Origin of the sequence: Nocardia sp. GCM10030253 (genome assembly GCF_042675075.1) — a bacterium.
Lineage (GTDB): Bacteria > Actinomycetota > Actinomycetes > Mycobacteriales > Mycobacteriaceae > Nocardia.
This window is the reverse complement of the sequence record NZ_JBHTDL010000006.1, coordinates 37,256-54,389: the sequence shown is the minus strand read 5'-3', so window position 1 is coordinate 54,389 and position 17,134 is coordinate 37,256. Positions and strand designations below refer to the sequence as shown.

Below are 17,134 nucleotides of genomic sequence, written 5' to 3'. Positions count from 1 at the left end.
TAGCGGACGCGCGTCGTTCTGCCGCGTTAGATCCGGTGATCGGTCGGCCGCGCATAGCGGTCGGCCATCGCCGCGGCGGTCGCCGCGAGCTGGGCGCGCAACTCTGGTGGATCCAAGATCTCCGCGTACTCGCCGAGCGGCAGGATGCCGTGTGCGAGAACCGGATAGGACTCCGCGCCGATGGTCAGCTCTACCCAGCCCTGCGCGTCCGGTGGTGTCGCCGAGGCCAATGCCTCGGCCACGGCGGCCGGTTCGAAGCCGAGCCGCAGCAAGCGCAGCTGCGCCTCGGCGATCCGGCAGCGGGCCCGCACCCGCAGCATCGAACGGGCGAAATCGTCTGCCGCTTCGGACCAGTGCGCGGCGAGGTCGAAATCATCAGGTCTGTCGAATGTTTCGCCGGTGGGCTCGGCGGAGACAATACGGCCGACGCGATAGGAGCGGACCGCCGGACCGTCACGCCCGACCAGATACCAGGTGCCCGCTTTCAATACCAGGCCGAGCGGATCGAGCCGCCGTTCCACCACCTTGTCCTTGCGCCCATATCGCACCGCCAGCCTGCGGTCGTGCCAGAGTGCGTCGGCCACCGCCGCGAGGGTGGGTGTCTCGTCGGGGCGATGGAACCAGCCGGGCGCGTCGATGTGCACCCGCTCGGCGATTCGTGTTGCCCGGCCGCGCAATTCGGGGGGCAGTGCGGCAAGCACCTTGAGCTGCGCGGTCGCGAGCACGGTGCCGAGCCCCAGATCGGCTGCGGCGGCGGGTGATCCGGCGAGCAGTACGGCGTCGGCCTCCTCGCTGGTGAGCCCGGTCAACCGGGTCCGGTATCCGTCGACGAGTTGTACGCCGCCCGCACGGCCCGGTTCGGTGTACAGCGGAACACCGGCCGCCGACAGCGCCTCGATATCGCGATAGACCGTCCGCACCGACACCTCCAGCGCGCCCGCCAGCTCCGGTGCCGTCGACCGGCCACGCGTCTGCAGCAGCAACAGCAGCTGGACCAATCGGCTCGCCCTCATGAATCCGAGATTAGTCGGAAAACCTGACAGAAGGTGTCAGGGTTGGCTCGTACAGTCGTTGTCATGACCACATGGAGCCAGTTCACCGAAGAAGCGCCCCAGATCGCCGCCGTGTTCACCCGACGCCACAAAGCCACCGGCAATCTCTGCATGCTCGGTACGCTGCGGTCCGACGGTTTCCCGAGGATCAGCCCTGTCGAGCCGATCGTCTTCGAGGACATGCTGGTGATCGTGGGCATGCCCAACACGGCGAAGTTCAAGGACCTGGAGCGCGACCCGCGCTTCTGTCTGCACACCGCCACCGTCGACACCCAGGTCAGTGACGGCGACGCCAAACTTTTCGGCACCGTTATCGATCTCCCTGACAAGGAGGTCCATGCTCGTTTTGCCCAAAAGCTGTTCGACGATAGCGGTTTCGACCTCCGTGGTCAGGAATTCGACCACTTCTTCGTCGCGGATCTGACCAGCGCCTCGACCGTCGCTGTCGTCGACGACCACTTGGATATCACTATCTGGAAGCCGGGCCAGGGGGAACAGGTGGTGCGCAAGCACTGAATTGCGTGCACCGGCGGCGTTCATCGGCCGACTTGTCCTCCGGTGGCGGTCGATACGACGCCGACCGCGGCAGAAGATCAGTCGTCGGGCCCGAGGTAGGTGATCACCTCGGCCGTGACCAGCAGTGGGTCGATGCCAATGGCACGGAAAGCACGGTCTACCAGGTCGCGGTCGGTGGCGAGGATGCCGAGCAGCAAGTGGGCTGGTCCGATACTGGGGCTTTCGTACTCGTCGGCTTCGATCGCGGCGCGCCGCAGCGCCGTGATGGCCGCCGGTGAGTAGGGGAGGGGTGGCGCAGCACGGCGACCAGCAGGTGCTCGGCACCGATGTAGTCGTGGCCGAGCTGCCGTGACTCTTCGTGTGCGAGGACAACAACGCGCCGAGCCTCAACGGAGAACTTGTCGAAAACGGCCACCTCCCTCCCGGCCTGTCTTCGATTGTCCCCGTCGGGGCTGCGACGTCCTGGGGTTCCACGGGTTGCCCCGAACTCCCTGTCTCACAGAATCTCTGCGCTCACGCCTGATCTGTTGCCGCGAGCGTCTCGCGTCGGGACCGGAGAAAGGTTTGCTCAGCGAGGTTTTCGGTGCGATCGATGGCCTGGTCGTAAGCGGATGCCGCCTCGGTGTCCCGGCCGAGACGACGGAGTAGATCGGCTCGAATGGCATGGAAAAGGTGATGATTCGCGAGGTCGATGTTGTCGAGCAGGGTGAGTGCGGCTTGCGGTCCGTCGACCTCGGCTACCGCGACCGCGCGATTGAGCAGCACCACGGGGTTCGGTGCTATCGCGGCCAGCTGGTTGTAGAGGTGCAGGATCTGGTGCCAGTCGGTCGCGGTCGCGTCCGAGGCGTCCGTGTGGACCGCATTGATCGCCGCCTGGATTTGGTACGGGCCGGGTTGGTTGCGGCGCAGGCACTCTCGCACGATGATGTGGCCCTCGGCGATGAGGGTGCGGTCCCAGCGGGTGCGGTCCTGCTCCGGCAACGGGACCAGCGCGCCGTCGGGGTTGGTTCGTGCGGCGCGCCGCGATTCGGTGAGCAGCATCAGCGCCAGCAGTCCGTGGGCTTCCGGTTCATCGGGCATGAGTTCGGTGATGAGGCGTCCCAGCCGAATTGCCTCGCCGCACAGGTCTTCTCGGACCAGTCGCGAGCCCGAGCTGGCCGTGTGCCCCTCGGTGAAGATCAGGTAGACGACGGCGAGTACCGCGCGGAGGCGATCGGGCAGGTCGGTGTCGCCGGGGACGCGGTAGGGGATGCGGGCGTCGCGAATCTTGCCTTTGGCACGGACGAGTCGCTGCGCCATGGTCGATTCGGAAGTAAGGAAGGCACGGGCGATTTCGGCGGTGGTCAGGCCGCCGAGCAGTCGGAGGGTAAGAGCCACTCGAGCATTCAGCGCGAGAGCTGGGTGGCAGCAGGTGAAGATCAGGCGGAGCCGGTCGTCGTGGACCGCACCGCTGTCGACCTGTTCGTCCTCGGCGTGGAGCAATGCGGCCTCGGCGTGTCTGTCAGCGCGTGATGATTCGCGGCGCAGTCGATCGATCGCCCGGTTGCGTGCGGTGGTGATGATCCATCCTGGCGGGCTGGGTGGCAGTCCATCGGATGGCCACCGCTGCACAGCGGCGGTAAAGGCGTCCTGCACCGCGTCTTCGGCGACGCCGATGTCGCCGAAGACGCGGATCAGGCTGGCGACCGCGCGACCGTAGTGCTCGGTGAACACGTCTTCGATCACCGCCGGGGTCACCCCGGGGTAGTCAGCCATCCTCTAGCGGCCTGATCTCGATCGGCAGGCCGAGCACGGTGGCGACCTTGCTGCCCCATTTCAGCGCCTCGTCGAGATCGGCGGCCCGAATGATGCTGAATCCGGCAAGGTATTCCTTGCTTTCGACATACGGACCATCGGTGATGAGGACGTCGTCGCCGTTGGCGCGCAGTACGGTGGCGGTGCTCGGCGCGTTCAGGCCCGCGGCGAACACCCATGCGCCCGCCGCGCGCATCTCGTCGTTCACCGCCTGCAGGTCGCGCATGATCTCGTCCAGATTGTCCGGCGGCACACCACCTTCGGACTGGTAGATGCTGAGTAGGTACTGCTTCATCTCGACGCTCCTCTCACGCGCGCTGATAGGTAGCGATCACGACGCCGGTGGTGGTCGGTACGCACTCGGTGAGCCGAAGCTCACCGAGGTCGACGCCGTCGAACAACCGCCGTCCGTTGCCCACCAGGATCGGATGGATCATCAACAGATACTCGTCGACGAGACCCTGCCGCATCAGCGATTGCAGCAGGTTGCCGCTGCCGAGCACGACCAGATCGCGGTCGGGCTGCGCCCGCTGGAGCTCGACCACCGTGCGGACGGCGTCGCCGGGCAGCAGCGTCGAGTTCTGCCAGGGCAGTGGCTCGGTCAGCGTCCGGGACGCGACGAACTTCTCGGTCTTGTCCAGCACCTCGGCGACCGGATTGCCGGTCTGATGGGGCCAGAAGCCGTAGAAGTCCTCATACGTCCGCCGCCCGAACAGCAGGGCGCCTCGATGCGCCGCCATATGCTCGCCCATCACTCTGGCCTGCACGGGGTCGTTGTATCGGTACGCCCAGCCGCCGTGCCGGAAACCGTCCCTGGTGTCCTCGTCGGTCCGCCCCGGCGCTTGCATGACACCGTCCAGGGTGAGGTTCTCGACCGCGATGATCCTGCTCATGTCCGCTCCTCCGTAGGTGCCGACACGGTGCCGGCCTCACCTGCTACACGAACGGGACCTCGGCGGATCGACATCCACGCGGAAATATTCCTCCGGCGAGTTCACCAGCCAGCCGCGGTGATGGCCTGAACCTCGCCGTAGGTCGGAACCTCGATGGTGAACGGGCCGTCGTCGCGCACAGCGCGGGCAGCGTCGACGATTGCCGCGAGTGCCGTGCGGTACAGCAATGAGCCGGTACTGATCCGGCGGACGCCCAACTCGGCCAGGGTCGCGATCGAGGGGCCTTGCGCGGCATACAGGATATTGACGGGCAGCGCGGTCGCGGCGACCAACCCGGTGATCTCGACCGGGTCGGTCATGCCCGGCACGAAGATGCCGTCGGCGCCCGCGTTCGTGTACTGCTCGACCCGTGCCAGCGTCGAATCCCGCTGCAGCTTCAGCCAATACGTGTCGACGCGAGCGTTGACGAACAGCTCGGGTGTGCGGGCCTTGATCGCGGCGATCAGCTCGGCCTGGTGGCCGGGTTCGGCGAGTGCGCTTTCCGGCCGGCCGTCTTCGAGATTCACGCCGGCGATCCCCAATTCCGCCAACTGGGCGACATAGTCGGCCACCGCGCCGGGGTCCTCGCTGAAGCCGCCTTCGATGTCGACGGTCACCGGCACCGAGAGGCGCGCGAGTCGTGTTGCCACCGCGAGCGTTTCGTCGCGGGTGACACCGGTTCCGTCGGGCAGTCCCGCCGCGACGGCGACCCCTAGGCTGGTGGTGCCGATCGCCGGAAACCCTTCGGCCGCCAGCGCTGCCCCGGAACCGAAGTCCCAGGCGTTCGGCAGGACCAACGGTTCGTCGCGGTGGTGCAGTTCGTGGAAGGTCTTCGTCTTGTTCATCAGGATTGGGCGGCTCCCGTTCATCCCTCGACCGTATCCCGCTGATGTTTCGGTGGCCGCCGAAACAACAGCGCACCATCATGGAGTGGTGCACACCCGAGGAGCCGAACTCGCCGGACTGGCCGTACTGCTGGCCGACCGCACTCGCGCCGACATGTGCCTGGCCTTGATCGACGGCCGCGCCTGGACCGCGGGCGAATTGGCGCGCCATGCGGGCGTCGCGCCGTCCACAGCCACCGAGCACCTGAACCGACTACTCGACGGTGGCCTGCTCATCGAACGCCGCCAAGGCAGGCACCGCTACGTGCAACTGGCAAACCACCAGGTGGCGGAGCTTTTGGAGGCCATGGTCACCCATCTCGACCCGCCACGCACCGAATCGACCGGCCTGCGCTCGGCCACCGTCGCGGTCGCTCTTGCCCGCGGCCGCACCTGCTACGACCATCTCGCGGGGCGTTTGGGCGTGGCGATCACCGACGCCATGACCGCCCGCGGCCTCCTCGACAGCGAGGGCGGTTTCGCCCTGACGCCAGCGGGTCTGACCTGGCTGACCGGTCCGATGGGAATCGACCGAGCTGCATTGCGTGCCACCCGTCGCCCCGTCGCCCGCCCCTGCCTCGACTGGACCGAACGCCGCACCCACCTCGGTGGCGCCGCCGGAGCGCAACTCTGTCGCCGGCTGCAGGACCTCGACTGGATCCACCGAATCGGCAACGGCCGCGCCATCCGCCTCACGCCGAAGGGCGAATCCGGTCTCGCCGACATGCTCGGACTCGACCCTGTGCCGTTGCGGTAGACCCGATCGCTCGACGTGCTCGATCTCGGCTCTGCGTCTTTGCGGGAACCGGCCGCGTCGAGCTGTCCGTTTGCGCTGGGTCGATGCGGTGATGCTGCTGGGGATGGGTGCTCGCCCGTGGCTTGCCGGTCTGGGTGAGTGAGCGCTGCCCCGCACGGCGCGAACCTGCCGTCGCCGCGTGAGCGCGCACAGCTCGCGCTGTATACGACGACAGGTTTTGCCGATCATCGTCGCGGTTACTCAGGTCGCGACGGGGCTGGCCTGATGGCGCAGGATATGGCTTCCACGCTGGTGGCTGCGGCGCGACGACGGTGCTGTTGTTCCCGTTCCGCGCGCGATTGATCGGCGGCAAGCCACCCCGTTCATGAATGGGCTTGCATAATCGTGCATAATAATCACATGGTTGATTCAGCGGACGGACCCGTGTTGCGGGTCGCGGTGGCCGGTGCGAGCGGGTACGCGGGCGGTGAGGTGCTGCGTCTATTGCTGGGGCATCCGGCATACCGCGACGGGCGCCTGGTCATCGGAGCGCTGACCGCGGGGTCGAATGCGGGCAGCACGCTGGCGGAGCACCAGCCGCATCTGCTGCCGTTGGCCGATCGGGTGCTCGCACCCACCTCCGCCGACGAGCTGGCCGGGCATGACGTGGTGTTCCTCGGGCTGCCGCACGGGCAATCCGCCGCCATCGCGCAGGCGCTGCCGGAGTCGACGGTGATCATCGACTGCGGCGCGGACTTCCGGCTGACCGATGCGGATGCGTGGGAGAAGTACTACGGCAGTGCCCATGCGGGCAGCTGGCCCTATGGTCTGCCGGAACTGCCCGGCGGCCGGGAGAAGCTACGCGGCGCGAGCCGGATTGCCGTCCCTGGGTGTTATCCGACGGTGGCGAGCCTGGCTCTTGCCCCGGCGATCGCGGCGGGCATCGTCGAGCCGACGGTGCATGTGGTTGCGGTGAGCGGCACGTCGGGTGCGGGCCGCAAGCCCGACGTCGGCCTGCTCGGCTCCGAGGTGATGGGTTCGGTACGCGCCTATGGCATCGCGGGCGCGCATCGGCATACCCCCGAGATTTCGCAGAACCTGAAGGCGGCGGGCGGAACCGACGTCACCGTCTCGTTCACGCCGGTATTGGCGCCGATGCCGCGCGGCATCCTCGCCACCTGCACCGCGCCGACCCGGGTCGACGCCGCACAGGCTCGCGCGGTCTACGAAAAGGCTTATGCCGACGAACCGTTCGTGCACCTGCTGCCGGAAGGCAAACTGCCGCAGACGGGTTCGGTGCTCGGCTCCAATGCGGTCACTCTGCAGGTCGCGGTGGATGCCGACGCGGGTCTGCTGGTGGTGATCGGCGCGATCGACAACTTGACCAAGGGCACCGCGGGCGCCGCGGTGCAATCCATGAATCTGGCCGTCGGATTCGACGAGACCGCAGGACTTTCCACCGTAGGAGTGGCACCGTGACGACAACCGCATCTACCGAGAGCTCGGGCGGCAAGCTGGTCCGGACCCAGGGAGTCACCGCACCGCTCGGCTTCCGTGCCGCTGGCATTGCCGCGGGCATCAAGGCCAGCGGGAAACCCGACCTGGCCCTGGTGTTCAACGAGGGGCCGGAGTACGCGGCCACGGGCGTTTTCACCCGCAACCAGGTCAAGGCCGCGCCGGTGCTGTGGTCGCAGCAGGTGCTCAGCTCCGGTCGGCTGCGCGCGGTCATCCTCAACTCCGGCGGCGCCAACGCCTGCACCGGACCCGGCGGGTTCCAGGACACCCACCAGACGGCCGAGGAATTGGCCAAGGCGCTGAGCAATTGGGGCACCGAGACCGGCGCGGGCGAAATCGCCGTCTGCTCCACCGGTTTGATCGGCGACCGGTTGCCCATGGACAAGGTGATCCCCGCGGTCACCGAGATCGTGCACGAGATGGGCGGTGGCCTGTCGGGTGGTCTCGACGCGGCGTACGCGATCATGACCACCGACACCGTGCCCAAGGAAGCGGCCTTCCACCACCGGGACAAGTGGAACGTCGGCGGCATGGCCAAGGGCGCGGGCATGCTCGCGCCGTCGCTGGCGACCATGCTGGTTGTGCTCACCACTGATGCCGCGGTGACCGCCGAACAACTGGATCGGGCGCTGCGCAACGCGACTCGGCTCACCTTCGACCGGCTCGATGTCGACGGCTCCTGCTCCACCAACGACACTGTGCTGCTGCTTGCCAACGGCGCCAGCGCGGTCTCGCCGTCCCAGCAGGATCTCGACGCCGCGGTGCTCGCGGTCTGCGACGATCTGGCCGCGCAGTTGATGGCCGACGCCGAAGGCGTCACGAAGCGGGTGCGGGTCATCGTTTCCGGTGCGGTCAGCGAGGACGAGGCGCTGATCGCCGCGCGCGCCGTCGCCCGTGACAGTCTGGTCAAGACGGCGCTGTTCGGTTCGGACCCGAACTGGGGCCGGGTGCTCGCCGCCGTCGGCATCGCGCCGATCACCCTCGACCCGAACCGGATCTCGGTGTCGTTCAACGGAAATCCGGTGTGCGTCGACGGTGTCGGAGCGCCGGGCGCACGCGAGGTCGACCTGTCCGGGATGGACATCGACGTGCTCATCGAGCTGAATGTCGGTGACGGTACGGCGATGATCCGTACCACCGACCTCTCGCACGGATATGTCGAAGAGAATTCGGCGTACAGCTCATGAGCGAGCAAGTGCTCCACGACCTTTCGGCACTGGACAAGGCGCACATACTGGCCGAGGCGCTGCCGTGGCTGCAGAAGTTCCGCGACAAGATCGTGGTCGTCAAATACGGCGGCAACGCGATGGTCGACGCGGAGCTCAAGCGGGCCTTCGCGGCCGATATGGCGTTCCTGCGGACCGTCGGCGTGCACCCGGTGGTGGTGCACGGTGGCGGACCTCAGATCAGTGCGATGCTGGAAAAGCTTGGCCTGCAGGGTGAATTCCGCGGCGGTTTCCGGGTCACCACACCCGAGGTGATGGACGTGGTGCGGATGGTGCTGTTCGGTCAGGTCGGGCGGGAACTGGTCGGGCTGATCAACGCGCACGGACCGTACGCGGTCGGCATCTCCGGTGAGGACGCGCGACTGTTCACCGCGACCCGGCGCACCGTCGACGTCGACGGCGCACCGACCGACATCGGTCTGGTCGGCGACGTCACCGAGGTGAACCCGGCGGCGGTGCTGGACCTCATCGACGCCGGACGCATCCCGGTGGTCTCGACCATCGCCCCCGATGTCGACGGCGTGGTGCACAACATCAACGCGGACACCGCGGCCGCCGCGCTCGCCGAGGGCATCGGCGCCGAGAAACTGGTGGTGCTGACCGACGTCGAGGGCCTGTACACCAATTGGCCGGACCGCTCGTCGCTCACCTCGCGCATCGACGCCGACGAGCTGGCTGAGTTGCTCCCGAGTCTCGATACGGGCATGGTGCCCAAGATGGAAGCCTGCCTGCGCGCCGTGCTGGGTGGAGTGCCGACCGCGCACGTCATCGACGGTCGCGTCCCGCACTCGGTCCTGCTGGAGCTGTTCACCGGAGAAGGAATCGGAACGATGGTGACGCCCGTGCTGTCCACAACGGACGGTGCCGGTGCGCTGAACGGAACGAAATCATGAACGAAGTAGCGAACGAAGTTACCAACACCTCCGCGCTGCAGCAGCGGTGGTCCGCCGCGATGATGAAGAACTACGGGACGCCGAAGATCGCGTTGACGCGCGGGGCGGGCGCGGTGGTCTACGACGCGGACGGCAAGCGCTACGTCGACTTCCTCGGCGGCATCGCGGTCAACAGCCTCGGGCACGCCCACCCGGCGATTCTGGAGGCGGTCACCCAGCAACTCGGCACGCTCGGGCACACGTCGAACATCTACGCGAACGAACCGGTGATCGAGCTGGCCGAACGGCTGCTCGCGCATTTCGGTGACGGCGAATTCGGTGACGGGCACGGCCGCGCGTTCTTCTGCAACTCCGGTACCGAAGCCAACGAAGCCGCGTTCAAAATGGCGCGGCTGACCGGCCGGCGCAAGATCATCGCGTGCGAGGAGGCGTTCCACGGCCGGACCATGGGCGCGCTCGCGCTCACCGGCCAGCCGTCGAAGCGGGAGCCGTTCGAGCCGATGCCGCCCGGTGTCGTGCACGTGCCCTACGGTGACGCCGCTGCCTTGGAAGCCGTGGTCGACGAGGACACCGCCGCGGTCTTCCTCGAACCGATCATGGGGGAGAGCGGCGTGGTGGTGCCGCCCATCGACTACCTGGTGAAGGCTCGCGAGATCACCGCGCGGCACGGTGCGCTGCTGGTCCTCGACGAGGTGCAGACCGGCATCGGTCGTTGCGGAAAGTTCTACGCGCATCAGGCTTACGGCATCGTGCCGGATGTGATCACCCTGGCCAAGGGCCTCGGCGGCGGGCTGCCGATCGGCGCGGTGCTTGCCACCGGGCCTGCCGCCGATCTGCTGACTCCTGGACTGCACGGCACCACGTTCGGCGGTAACGCGGTCTGCGCGGCAGCCGCCCTCGCCGTACTGCGCACCATCGACGAGCTGGACCTGCTCTCGCATGTCGAGTCGGTCGGCAAGCGGCTCAGCGACGGCATCGAACTGCTCGAGCATCCGCTGATCGACCAGGTGCGTGGTGCGGGTCTGCTGCTCGGCATCGTGCTCACCGAGGACGTCTCCGCCGAGGTCGAGGCAAGGGCGCGGGAGGCGGGCTATCTGCTGAACGCGCCGAAGCCCAACGTCATTCGGCTCGCGCCGCCGCTGGTGCTCACCGAAACCCAGTCCGACAACTTCGTCGCCGACCTGCCGGACATTCTGGACGGCGCGACCGAAGATGCGAAGGGAGCCAAATGAGCAACGCATCGCGAAGCGATTCGATGAGGGGTGGTGGTCGGGCGACGGGTGGGCGCCTGCGCCACTTCCTGCGCGACGATGATGTGACCCCGGTCGAACAGGCCGAAATCCTCGCGCTGGCAGCAGAATTGAAGAAGGCGCCGTTTTCGCGCCGGCCGCTGGCTGGCCCGCGCGGCGTCGGGGTGATCTTCGAGAAGAACTCCACCCGCACCCGGTTCTCCTTCGAGATGGGCATCGCCCAGCTCGGCGGGCATGCGGTCGTTGTCGACGGCCGCGACACCCAGCTCGGCCGCGAGGAGACCCTCGGCGACACCGGCACGGTGCTGTCGCGTTATGTCGATGCGATCGTCTGGCGTACCTTCGAGCAGGTTCGCCTGGACGAAATGGCCACCACCGCAACGGTTCCGGTGGTGAACGCGCTGTCCAACGAGTTCCACCCGTGCCAGGTGCTCGCCGACCTGCAGACGCTTACCGAGCGCAAGGGCAACCTGGTCGGCCGCAACCTGACCTACTTCGGCGACGGCGCGAACAATATGTCGCACTCGCTGCTGCTCGGTGGCGTGACGGCCGGGTTGAACGTCACCATTGCCGCGCCGGAGGGTTTCGAGCCGCTGCCGTGGATCCTGGAGGCCGCGCGCAAACGCGCCGCCGAGACCGGCGCCACCATCACGCTCACCGGTGACCCGGTCGCCGCCGCCGAGGGCGCCGACGCGCTGGTGACCGACACGTGGACGTCGATGGGTCAGGAGAACGACGGCCTCGATCGCGTCGGCCCGTTCCGGCCGTTCCAGCTGAACGAGGAACTGCTCGCGCACGCCGAGTCCGATGCCGTCGTGCTGCACTGCCTGCCCGCGCATCGTGGCGAGGAGATCACCGACGGGGTGCTCGACGGTCCGCACAGCGTCGTCTGGGACGAGGCGGAGAACCGGCTGCACGCACAGAAGGCACTGCTGGTGTGGCTGCTGGCCAAACGCAACGACGGTGCGGCGTGAGCGAGAGAACCATGTCAGAGTGTGCGTCGCGCACGAGGGAGCCGAGCGTCAGCGGGGAGCGGTCGTGAGCGAGCGCGGCGAACGAACCAGGGGCGAGGTGGCGCGATGAGCGTTACTCGCCCGGAACCCGGCAGACCCGGGCCCGCGATCGCGCGCACCCGTGCCGGACGCCAGTCCCGCATCATCGAACTGCTGCTCGCGCACGCGGTCCGCAGCCAGACCGAACTCGCCGCGCTGCTGTCCGCCGAAGGGATCGAGACCACCCAGGCCACCCTGTCGCGTGATCTCGACGAACTAGGCGCCGTGAAACTGCGGGCCGCCGACGGTGGTGCGGGCGTCTACGTGGTCCCCGAGGACGGCAGCCCGGTGCGCGGCGTCACCGGCGGCACCGACCGCCTCTCGAAACTCCTCGGCGACCTGCTCGTCTCCACCGACGCCAGCGGCAATATCGCCGTCCTGCGCACCCCACCCGGCGCCGCCCACTACCTGGCCAGTGCCCTCGACCGCGCCGCCCTGCCCTACATAGTCGGCACCATCGCAGGCGACGACACCATCGCCGTCATAGCCCGCGAGCCCCTCACCGGCGCCGAACTGGCCGCCAAAATCGAGGAACTCGCCTGACCCGCTCGATTCACGAGTGGCACGTGGTTGCGGGGACACGCCGCGAACGCCGCCCTGCTGTGCCACTCACGTGTGTATCCAGGGCCGATCGCTCTCGAGAGCCATGTCCGCCGCTTCCCATACGGTGTGATCCGCGCTCTGCGGTATGGACGTGATATCTGGCAGGCTCGACGCGTCGCGCATGGTGCGCGCAACGCGTGATACCTCATTTCCTCCGGGGCGAGTCCGACCCGACCCCGGTTGTGAATGGGCTTGCATAGTCGTGCATAATCATTTGTAGAACGGTGCAGGCCGCCTGGACGTAGACCCGGGCCCCGACTGCGCGCCTGCCGAACGGGCACAAGACCACAGACAAGCACGAAATCCGAGGAGCACATAGACATGTCCGAGCGCGTCGTACTCGCCTACTCCGGTGGGCTGGACACCTCCGTCGCGATCAGCTGGATCGCCAAGGAGACCGGTGCCGAGGTGGTGGCCGTCGCCATCGACCTGGGCCAGGGCGGCGAGGACATGAACGTGGTGCGCCAGCGAGCACTGGACTGCGGCGCCGTCGAGGCGATCGTGGTCGATGCGCGCGACGAGTTCGCCAACGACTACTGCCTGCCGACCATCCAGGCCAACGCGCTCTACATGAGCCGCTACCCGCTGGTGTCGGCGATCAGCCGCCCGCTCATCGTCAAGCACCTCGTCGAGGCCGCCAAGTTCCACGGTGCGAGCACCGTCGCACACGGCTGCACCGGCAAGGGCAACGACCAGGTCCGCTTCGAGGTCGGCATCGGCGCGCTCGCGCCCGACCTGAACGTGATCGCCCCGGTCCGCGACTACGCCTGGACCAGGGAGAAGGCCATCGCCTTCGCCGAGGAGAACTCGCTGCCGATCAACGTCACCAAGAAGTCGCCGTTCTCCATCGACCAGAACGTGTTCGGTCGCGCGGTGGAAACCGGCTTCCTGGAAGACCTCTGGAACGCGCCGACCAAGGACGTCTACGACTACACCGCCGACCCGACGGTCAACTTCGAGGCGCCGGACGAGCTCATCGTCACCTTCGACAAGGGTGTCCCGGTCGCCATCGACGGCCGTCAGGTCACCGTGCTCGAGGCCATCGTCGAGCTCAACCTCCGCGCCGGACGGCAGGGTGTCGGCCGCCTGGACATGGTCGAGGACCGGCTCGTCGGCATCAAGAGCCGCGAGATCTACGAGGCGCCCGGCGCCATCGCGCTGATCACCGCGCACCAGGAGCTCGAGGCTGTCACCGTCGAGCGTGAGCTCGGCCGCTACAAGCGGCAGGTCGAGCAGCGCTGGAGCGAGCTGGTCTACGACGGCCTGTGGTTCTCCCCGCTCAAGCGCGCCCTCGACGCCTTCGTCGCCGAGACCCAGGAGCACGTCTCCGGCGACATCCGCATGGTGCTGCACGGCGGCTCCGTCGTGGTCAACGGGCGGCGTTCCGAGCAGTCGCTCTATGACTTCAACCTGGCCACCTACGACGAGGGCGACACCTTCGACCAGTCGCTGGCCAAGGGCTTCGTGCAGATCCACGGCCTGTCCTCGAAGGTCGCGGCCCGCCGCGATCTGAACCAGAAGTAGGCGGCTGCCTCGCCTGCGCTCGGCCCGGCGCACAGCGGCTGCCTCGCCTGCGCTCGGCCCGGCGCACAGCGGTCGCGTCGCCTTCGCTCGGCCCGGCGCGGGCTGACGACGGCCTAGGTTCGGCTGCGCCTATTAGTCTCGAACGGGTCGGTGCGCACGCGCCGACCCGAAGGGCGCGCGTGGTGCGAACCGACGACATCCGATCTCGAGGAGAAAGCACACGATGACGCAGAGCGGCAGCACCAACGAAGGGGCGCTCTGGGGCGGACGTTTCGCGTCCGGACCGGCCGCGGCGATGGCCGCGCTCAGCAAGTCGACGCATTTCGACTGGGTGCTCGCCCCCTACGACATTCGTGCGTCGAAGGCGCACGCGCGGGTGCTGCACAAGGCCGGGCTGCTGTCGGAATCCGACCTCGCGGCCATGCTCGAAGGTCTGGATCGTCTCGCGACCGACGTGGATTCGGGCGCCTACCTCCCGGCGGAGTCCGACGAGGACGTGCACGGTGCGTTGGAGCGCGGACTGATCGAGCGGGTCGGCACCGAGCTCGGTGGCAGGCTGCGCGCGGGGCGTTCGCGCAACGACCAGGTGGCCACCCTCTTCCGGATGTGGTTGCGTGACGCGGTCCGCCGGGTGGCGGCCGGTCTGCTCGAGGTGGTCGACGCGCTGGTCGCCCAGGCGGCCGCGCACCCCGACGCGGTGATGCCGGGCAAGACGCATCTGCAGGCCGCGCAGCCGGTGCTGCTCGCGCATCATTTGCTCGCACACGCGCATCCGCTGCTGCGCGATATCGACCGGCTGCGTGACTTCGACAAGCGGGCGGCGGTGTCGCCCTACGGTTCCGGCGCGCTGGCAGGTTCCTCGCTGGGGTTGGACCCGGAGGCGATCGCCGCCGAATTGGATTTCGACGCGTCCGCGGCCAATTCGATCGACGCCACCTCGTCCCGCGATTTCGCCGCCGAGGCGGCGTTCGTGCTCGCCATGATCGGGGTCGACCTCAGCAGGACGGCCGAAGAGGTCATCATCTGGAGCACACCGGAATTCGGCTACATCACCCTCGCCGACGCCTGGTCCACCGGTTCGTCGATCATGCCGCAGAAGAAGAACCCGGACGTCTCCGAACTCACCCGCGGCAAGGCCGGTCGCCTCATCGGCAACCTCACGGGCCTGCTCGCCACACTCAAGGCGCAACCGCTGGCCTACAACCGAGACTTGCAGGAGGACAAGGAGCCCCTGTTCGACTCGGTCGCCCAGCTGGAACTGCTGCTCCCCGCGATCGCCGGTCTGGTCTCGACACTGACCTTCCACACCGAGCGAATGGCCGAACTCGCCCCCGCCGGTTTCACCCTCGCCACCGACATCGCCGAATGGCTTGTCCGCCAGGGTGTCCCGTTCCGCGTCGCGCACGAGGCGGCTGGCGGCTGTGTGCGTGCCGCCGAGGCCCGTGGCGTCGGGCTGGACGAGCTGACCGACGCGGAGTTCGCCGCCGTCGACCCGGCATTGACGCCTCAGGTACGGGACGTGCTGACGGTGCAGGGTTCGATCGCCTCCCGCAACGCCCGCGGTGGCACAGCGGGTGTCCAGGTCGCGAAACAACTCGACGAGATCCGGCGCACGGTAGGGGATTTGCGCGGCTGGTTGGCGTGACTATCGCTGAGGTCGGTTAGGCGGCCGTCCGGCCGCGGCCCGGTAACCGCTGCGGCCTGGCGACCGCGATGGGCCGGTCGTCGCTGCGACACGGTCACGATCATCGTCTCGCCGGGTCGTCTCCGCGTATCACGGCACGGCTAGCCGTCGTCGCGGCCCGCGTTACGCTGCGCCGGTGACTCTGCTGCTGCTCGCGCTGGCCATCGCGTCCGAGGTGACCGCGACCGTTTCGCTGAAGCTCTCCGACGGATTCAGCAAACTCATCCCTTCGATCGTGGTCGTGATCGGCTACGGCGCCGCGTTCTACTTTCTGTCACAGGCGCTGACACGGGGTATGGCGATCGGAGTCGCCTATGGGATCTGGTCGGCCGTCGGTGTTGCCGCGATCGCGATCATCGGTGTGCTGTTCTTGGATGAGCGGTTGACCCTGGTGCAGATCGGGGGCATCGGCCTGGTCATTCTCGGCGTGCTCGCGCTCGAACTCGGCGGCGCACACTGATTCGGGGATCCGCCCGGATTCACTGCGAACCATCGCGGGCCGACCGGAATCGGCTTGCTCGTGACCTACGAGGGTTGCTGAGGGCGCGTGGCGTTGCGCCCTCTGCATTTTGCCGAATACGTCCCGAGCGGCGCGGAGCCGAACGTAACATCGGGCAATGGACTGGACGTTTGCTCAGCTGAGTCCACCCGGATGTACCCCATGACCTCGGATGATGAGGGCGAGGTCATGGGGAAGCCGGGCGATGCCGCCGTGGTGTTGGAGGCTGCGGGGCTGGCCAAGCACTACGGCAGCGTGGAGGCGTTGCGGGGTGCCAACTTTCAGGCCAAAGCCGGTGAGGTCGTCGCCCTGATCGGTGACAATGGCGCGGGCAAATCGACTCTGGTGAAATGTCTTTCGGGAGCCGAGCAACCGGACGACGGCACCATCCTGCTCGACGGCAAGCCGGTGGTGCTGAATACGCCGACCGCCGCGCGAAAACTCGGTGTGGAAACCGTGTATCAGGACCTGGCGGTAGCCCCCGACCTGGATCCGGCCGCGAACCTGTTCCTCGGCAGGGAACTGCTCCGGCGCGGGCTTGCGGGCAAGCTCGGCATGCTGGACAAGTCGGCCATGAGAAGCCAAGCGGTCGAACACTTTGGGCGACTCGGCGTCACGCTGCAGCGCGCCGACGTGCCGATCGGCTCGCTATCGGGCGGGCAGCGGCAGAGTGTGGCCGTGGCCAGGGCGGTGATGTGGGCGAGCAAGGTGGTGTTCATGGACGAGCCGACCGCCGCGCTGGGCGTTGTCCAGCGCGAGCGCGTGCTCGACGTCATCCGCCGGGTGCGCGACCAGGGCATCGCGGTCGTGTTGATCAGCCACAACATGCCCGAGGTGCTGGCGGTCGCCGATCGTATCGAAGTGCTGCGGCTCGGCAAGCGGGTGGCTCGTTTCGCCGCCGCCGATGTCACATTGGAGCAGCTTGTCGGCGCTATGACAGGTGCGCTGTCGCACGAGGAGGCAGCGTGAGACAG

General features: G+C 67.7%; 18 protein-coding genes. 12 read left to right on the top strand and 6 right to left on the bottom strand.

What is annotated here, in order from left to right; genetic code table 11:
* Positions 1-26: 26 nt before the first annotated feature.
* Complete coding sequence (locus ACFQZZ_RS12510; RefSeq protein ID WP_378678603.1) at positions 27-1,013, bottom strand: helix-turn-helix transcriptional regulator; 987 nt, start codon at positions 1,011-1,013, stop codon at positions 27-29.
* Positions 1,014-1,076: 63 nt separating this feature from the next.
* On the opposite strand from ACFQZZ_RS12510, the gene ACFQZZ_RS12505 reads away from it, so the two are divergent.
* Positions 1,077-1,568, top strand: coding sequence for a pyridoxamine 5'-phosphate oxidase family protein (locus ACFQZZ_RS12505; protein WP_378678601.1), 492 nt, complete (start codon positions 1,077-1,079; stop codon positions 1,566-1,568).
* A gap of 157 nt (positions 1,569-1,725) precedes the next feature.
* Here the strand turns inward: ACFQZZ_RS12505 and ACFQZZ_RS12500 are convergent, their stop codons facing one another.
* From ACFQZZ_RS12500 to ACFQZZ_RS12480, 5 genes are all read right to left on the bottom strand, one after another.
* A complete protein-coding gene (locus ACFQZZ_RS12500) occupies positions 1,726-1,983 on the bottom strand; it encodes a Clp protease N-terminal domain-containing protein (protein ID WP_378678598.1) in 258 nt (85 codons plus the stop codon).
* Positions 1,984-2,081: 98 nt separating this feature from the next.
* A complete protein-coding gene (locus tag ACFQZZ_RS12495; protein ID WP_378678595.1) occupies positions 2,082-3,323 on the bottom strand; it encodes an RNA polymerase sigma factor in 1,242 nt (413 codons plus the stop codon).
* Positions 3,316-3,657, bottom strand: a complete 342-nt coding sequence (locus ACFQZZ_RS12490; RefSeq protein ID WP_378678592.1) for a YciI family protein — start codon at positions 3,655-3,657, stop codon at positions 3,316-3,318. The genes ACFQZZ_RS12495 and ACFQZZ_RS12490 overlap by 8 nt, the downstream gene beginning before the upstream one ends.
* A gap of 13 nt (positions 3,658-3,670) precedes the next feature.
* On the bottom strand, positions 3,671-4,255 hold the full coding sequence (locus ACFQZZ_RS12485) for a dihydrofolate reductase family protein (RefSeq protein ID WP_378678590.1): 585 nt from the start codon (positions 4,253-4,255) through the stop codon (positions 3,671-3,673).
* A 101-nt stretch (positions 4,256-4,356) separates the two neighbouring features.
* Complete coding sequence (locus ACFQZZ_RS12480) at positions 4,357-5,163, bottom strand: isocitrate lyase/phosphoenolpyruvate mutase family protein (RefSeq protein WP_378678587.1); 807 nt, start codon at positions 5,161-5,163, stop codon at positions 4,357-4,359.
* 64 nt (positions 5,164-5,227) lie between these two features.
* On the opposite strand from ACFQZZ_RS12480, the gene ACFQZZ_RS12475 reads away from it, so the two are divergent.
* The 11 genes from ACFQZZ_RS12475 (at position 5,228) to ACFQZZ_RS12425 (ending at position 17,129) form a co-directional block, all read left to right on the top strand.
* The gene (locus ACFQZZ_RS12475) at positions 5,228-5,935 is read left to right on the top strand and encodes an ArsR/SmtB family transcription factor (protein WP_378678584.1); all 708 of its coding nucleotides are present in this window, start codon (positions 5,228-5,230) and stop codon (positions 5,933-5,935) included.
* A gap of 399 nt (positions 5,936-6,334) precedes the next feature.
* Entirely contained in the window at positions 6,335-7,393 is a 1,059-nt protein-coding gene (gene argC, locus ACFQZZ_RS12470) for an N-acetyl-gamma-glutamyl-phosphate reductase (protein ID WP_378678581.1), read from the top strand.
* The gene (argJ, locus tag ACFQZZ_RS12465) at positions 7,390-8,616 is read left to right on the top strand and encodes a bifunctional glutamate N-acetyltransferase/amino-acid acetyltransferase ArgJ (RefSeq protein WP_378678578.1); all 1,227 of its coding nucleotides are present in this window, start codon (positions 7,390-7,392) and stop codon (positions 8,614-8,616) included. The genes argC and argJ overlap by 4 nt, the downstream gene beginning before the upstream one ends.
* Entirely contained in the window at positions 8,613-9,548 is a 936-nt protein-coding gene (gene argB, locus ACFQZZ_RS12460) for an acetylglutamate kinase (RefSeq protein ID WP_378678575.1), read from the top strand. The genes argJ and argB overlap by 4 nt, the downstream gene beginning before the upstream one ends.
* Positions 9,545-10,780 (top strand): acetylornithine transaminase, encoded by a 1,236-nt coding sequence (locus ACFQZZ_RS12455; protein WP_378678572.1) that lies wholly within the window; start codon positions 9,545-9,547, stop codon positions 10,778-10,780. The genes argB and ACFQZZ_RS12455 overlap by 4 nt, the downstream gene beginning before the upstream one ends.
* Positions 10,777-11,772 (top strand): ornithine carbamoyltransferase, encoded by a 996-nt coding sequence (argF, locus tag ACFQZZ_RS12450; RefSeq protein ID WP_378678569.1) that lies wholly within the window; start codon positions 10,777-10,779, stop codon positions 11,770-11,772. The genes ACFQZZ_RS12455 and argF overlap by 4 nt, the downstream gene beginning before the upstream one ends.
* A gap of 105 nt (positions 11,773-11,877) precedes the next feature.
* Positions 11,878-12,393 (top strand): arginine repressor, encoded by a 516-nt coding sequence (locus tag ACFQZZ_RS12445; protein WP_378678566.1) that lies wholly within the window; start codon positions 11,878-11,880, stop codon positions 12,391-12,393.
* 381 nt (positions 12,394-12,774) lie between these two features.
* Positions 12,775-13,977, top strand: a complete 1,203-nt coding sequence (locus ACFQZZ_RS12440) for an argininosuccinate synthase (protein ID WP_378678563.1) — start codon at positions 12,775-12,777, stop codon at positions 13,975-13,977.
* 223 nt (positions 13,978-14,200) lie between these two features.
* A complete protein-coding gene (gene argH / locus ACFQZZ_RS12435; RefSeq protein ID WP_378678560.1) occupies positions 14,201-15,622 on the top strand; it encodes an argininosuccinate lyase in 1,422 nt (473 codons plus the stop codon).
* Positions 15,623-15,671: 49 nt separating this feature from the next.
* Positions 15,672-16,121 (top strand): DMT family transporter, encoded by a 450-nt coding sequence (locus tag ACFQZZ_RS12430; RefSeq protein ID WP_378680475.1) that lies wholly within the window; start codon positions 15,672-15,674, stop codon positions 16,119-16,121.
* A 228-nt stretch (positions 16,122-16,349) separates the two neighbouring features.
* Entirely contained in the window at positions 16,350-17,129 is a 780-nt protein-coding gene (locus tag ACFQZZ_RS12425) for an ATP-binding cassette domain-containing protein (RefSeq protein WP_378680472.1), read from the top strand.
* The last annotated feature ends 5 nt before the right edge of the window (positions 17,130-17,134 follow it).

Excerpts from the sequence above, each read along its gene's own strand:
- ACFQZZ_RS12510 (WP_378678603.1), bottom strand. The coding sequence starts at position 1,013 with ATGAGGGCGAGCCGATTGGTCCAGCTGCTGTTGCTGCTGCAGACGCGT.
- ACFQZZ_RS12505 (WP_378678601.1), top strand. The coding sequence starts at position 1,077 with ATGACCACATGGAGCCAGTTCACCGAAGAAGCGCCCCAGATCGCCGCC.
- ACFQZZ_RS12495 (WP_378678595.1), bottom strand. The coding sequence starts at position 3,323 with ATGGCTGACTACCCCGGGGTGACCCCGGCGGTGATCGAAGACGTGTTC.
- ACFQZZ_RS12490 (WP_378678592.1), bottom strand. The coding sequence starts at position 3,657 with ATGAAGCAGTACCTACTCAGCATCTACCAGTCCGAAGGTGGTGTGCCG.
- ACFQZZ_RS12485 (WP_378678590.1), bottom strand. The coding sequence starts at position 4,255 with ATGAGCAGGATCATCGCGGTCGAGAACCTCACCCTGGACGGTGTCATG.
- ACFQZZ_RS12480 (WP_378678587.1), bottom strand. The coding sequence starts at position 5,163 with ATGAACGGGAGCCGCCCAATCCTGATGAACAAGACGAAGACCTTCCAC.
- argC (WP_378678581.1), top strand. The coding sequence starts at position 6,335 with ATGGTTGATTCAGCGGACGGACCCGTGTTGCGGGTCGCGGTGGCCGGT.
- argB (WP_378678575.1), top strand. The coding sequence starts at position 8,613 with ATGAGCGAGCAAGTGCTCCACGACCTTTCGGCACTGGACAAGGCGCAC.
- ACFQZZ_RS12455 (WP_378678572.1), top strand. The coding sequence starts at position 9,545 with ATGAACGAAGTAGCGAACGAAGTTACCAACACCTCCGCGCTGCAGCAG.
- argF (WP_378678569.1), top strand. The coding sequence starts at position 10,777 with ATGAGCAACGCATCGCGAAGCGATTCGATGAGGGGTGGTGGTCGGGCG.
- ACFQZZ_RS12445 (WP_378678566.1), top strand. The coding sequence starts at position 11,878 with ATGAGCGTTACTCGCCCGGAACCCGGCAGACCCGGGCCCGCGATCGCG.
- ACFQZZ_RS12440 (WP_378678563.1), top strand. The coding sequence starts at position 12,775 with ATGTCCGAGCGCGTCGTACTCGCCTACTCCGGTGGGCTGGACACCTCC.
- argH (WP_378678560.1), top strand. The coding sequence starts at position 14,201 with ATGACGCAGAGCGGCAGCACCAACGAAGGGGCGCTCTGGGGCGGACGT.
- ACFQZZ_RS12425 (WP_378680472.1), top strand. The coding sequence starts at position 16,350 with ATGGGGAAGCCGGGCGATGCCGCCGTGGTGTTGGAGGCTGCGGGGCTG.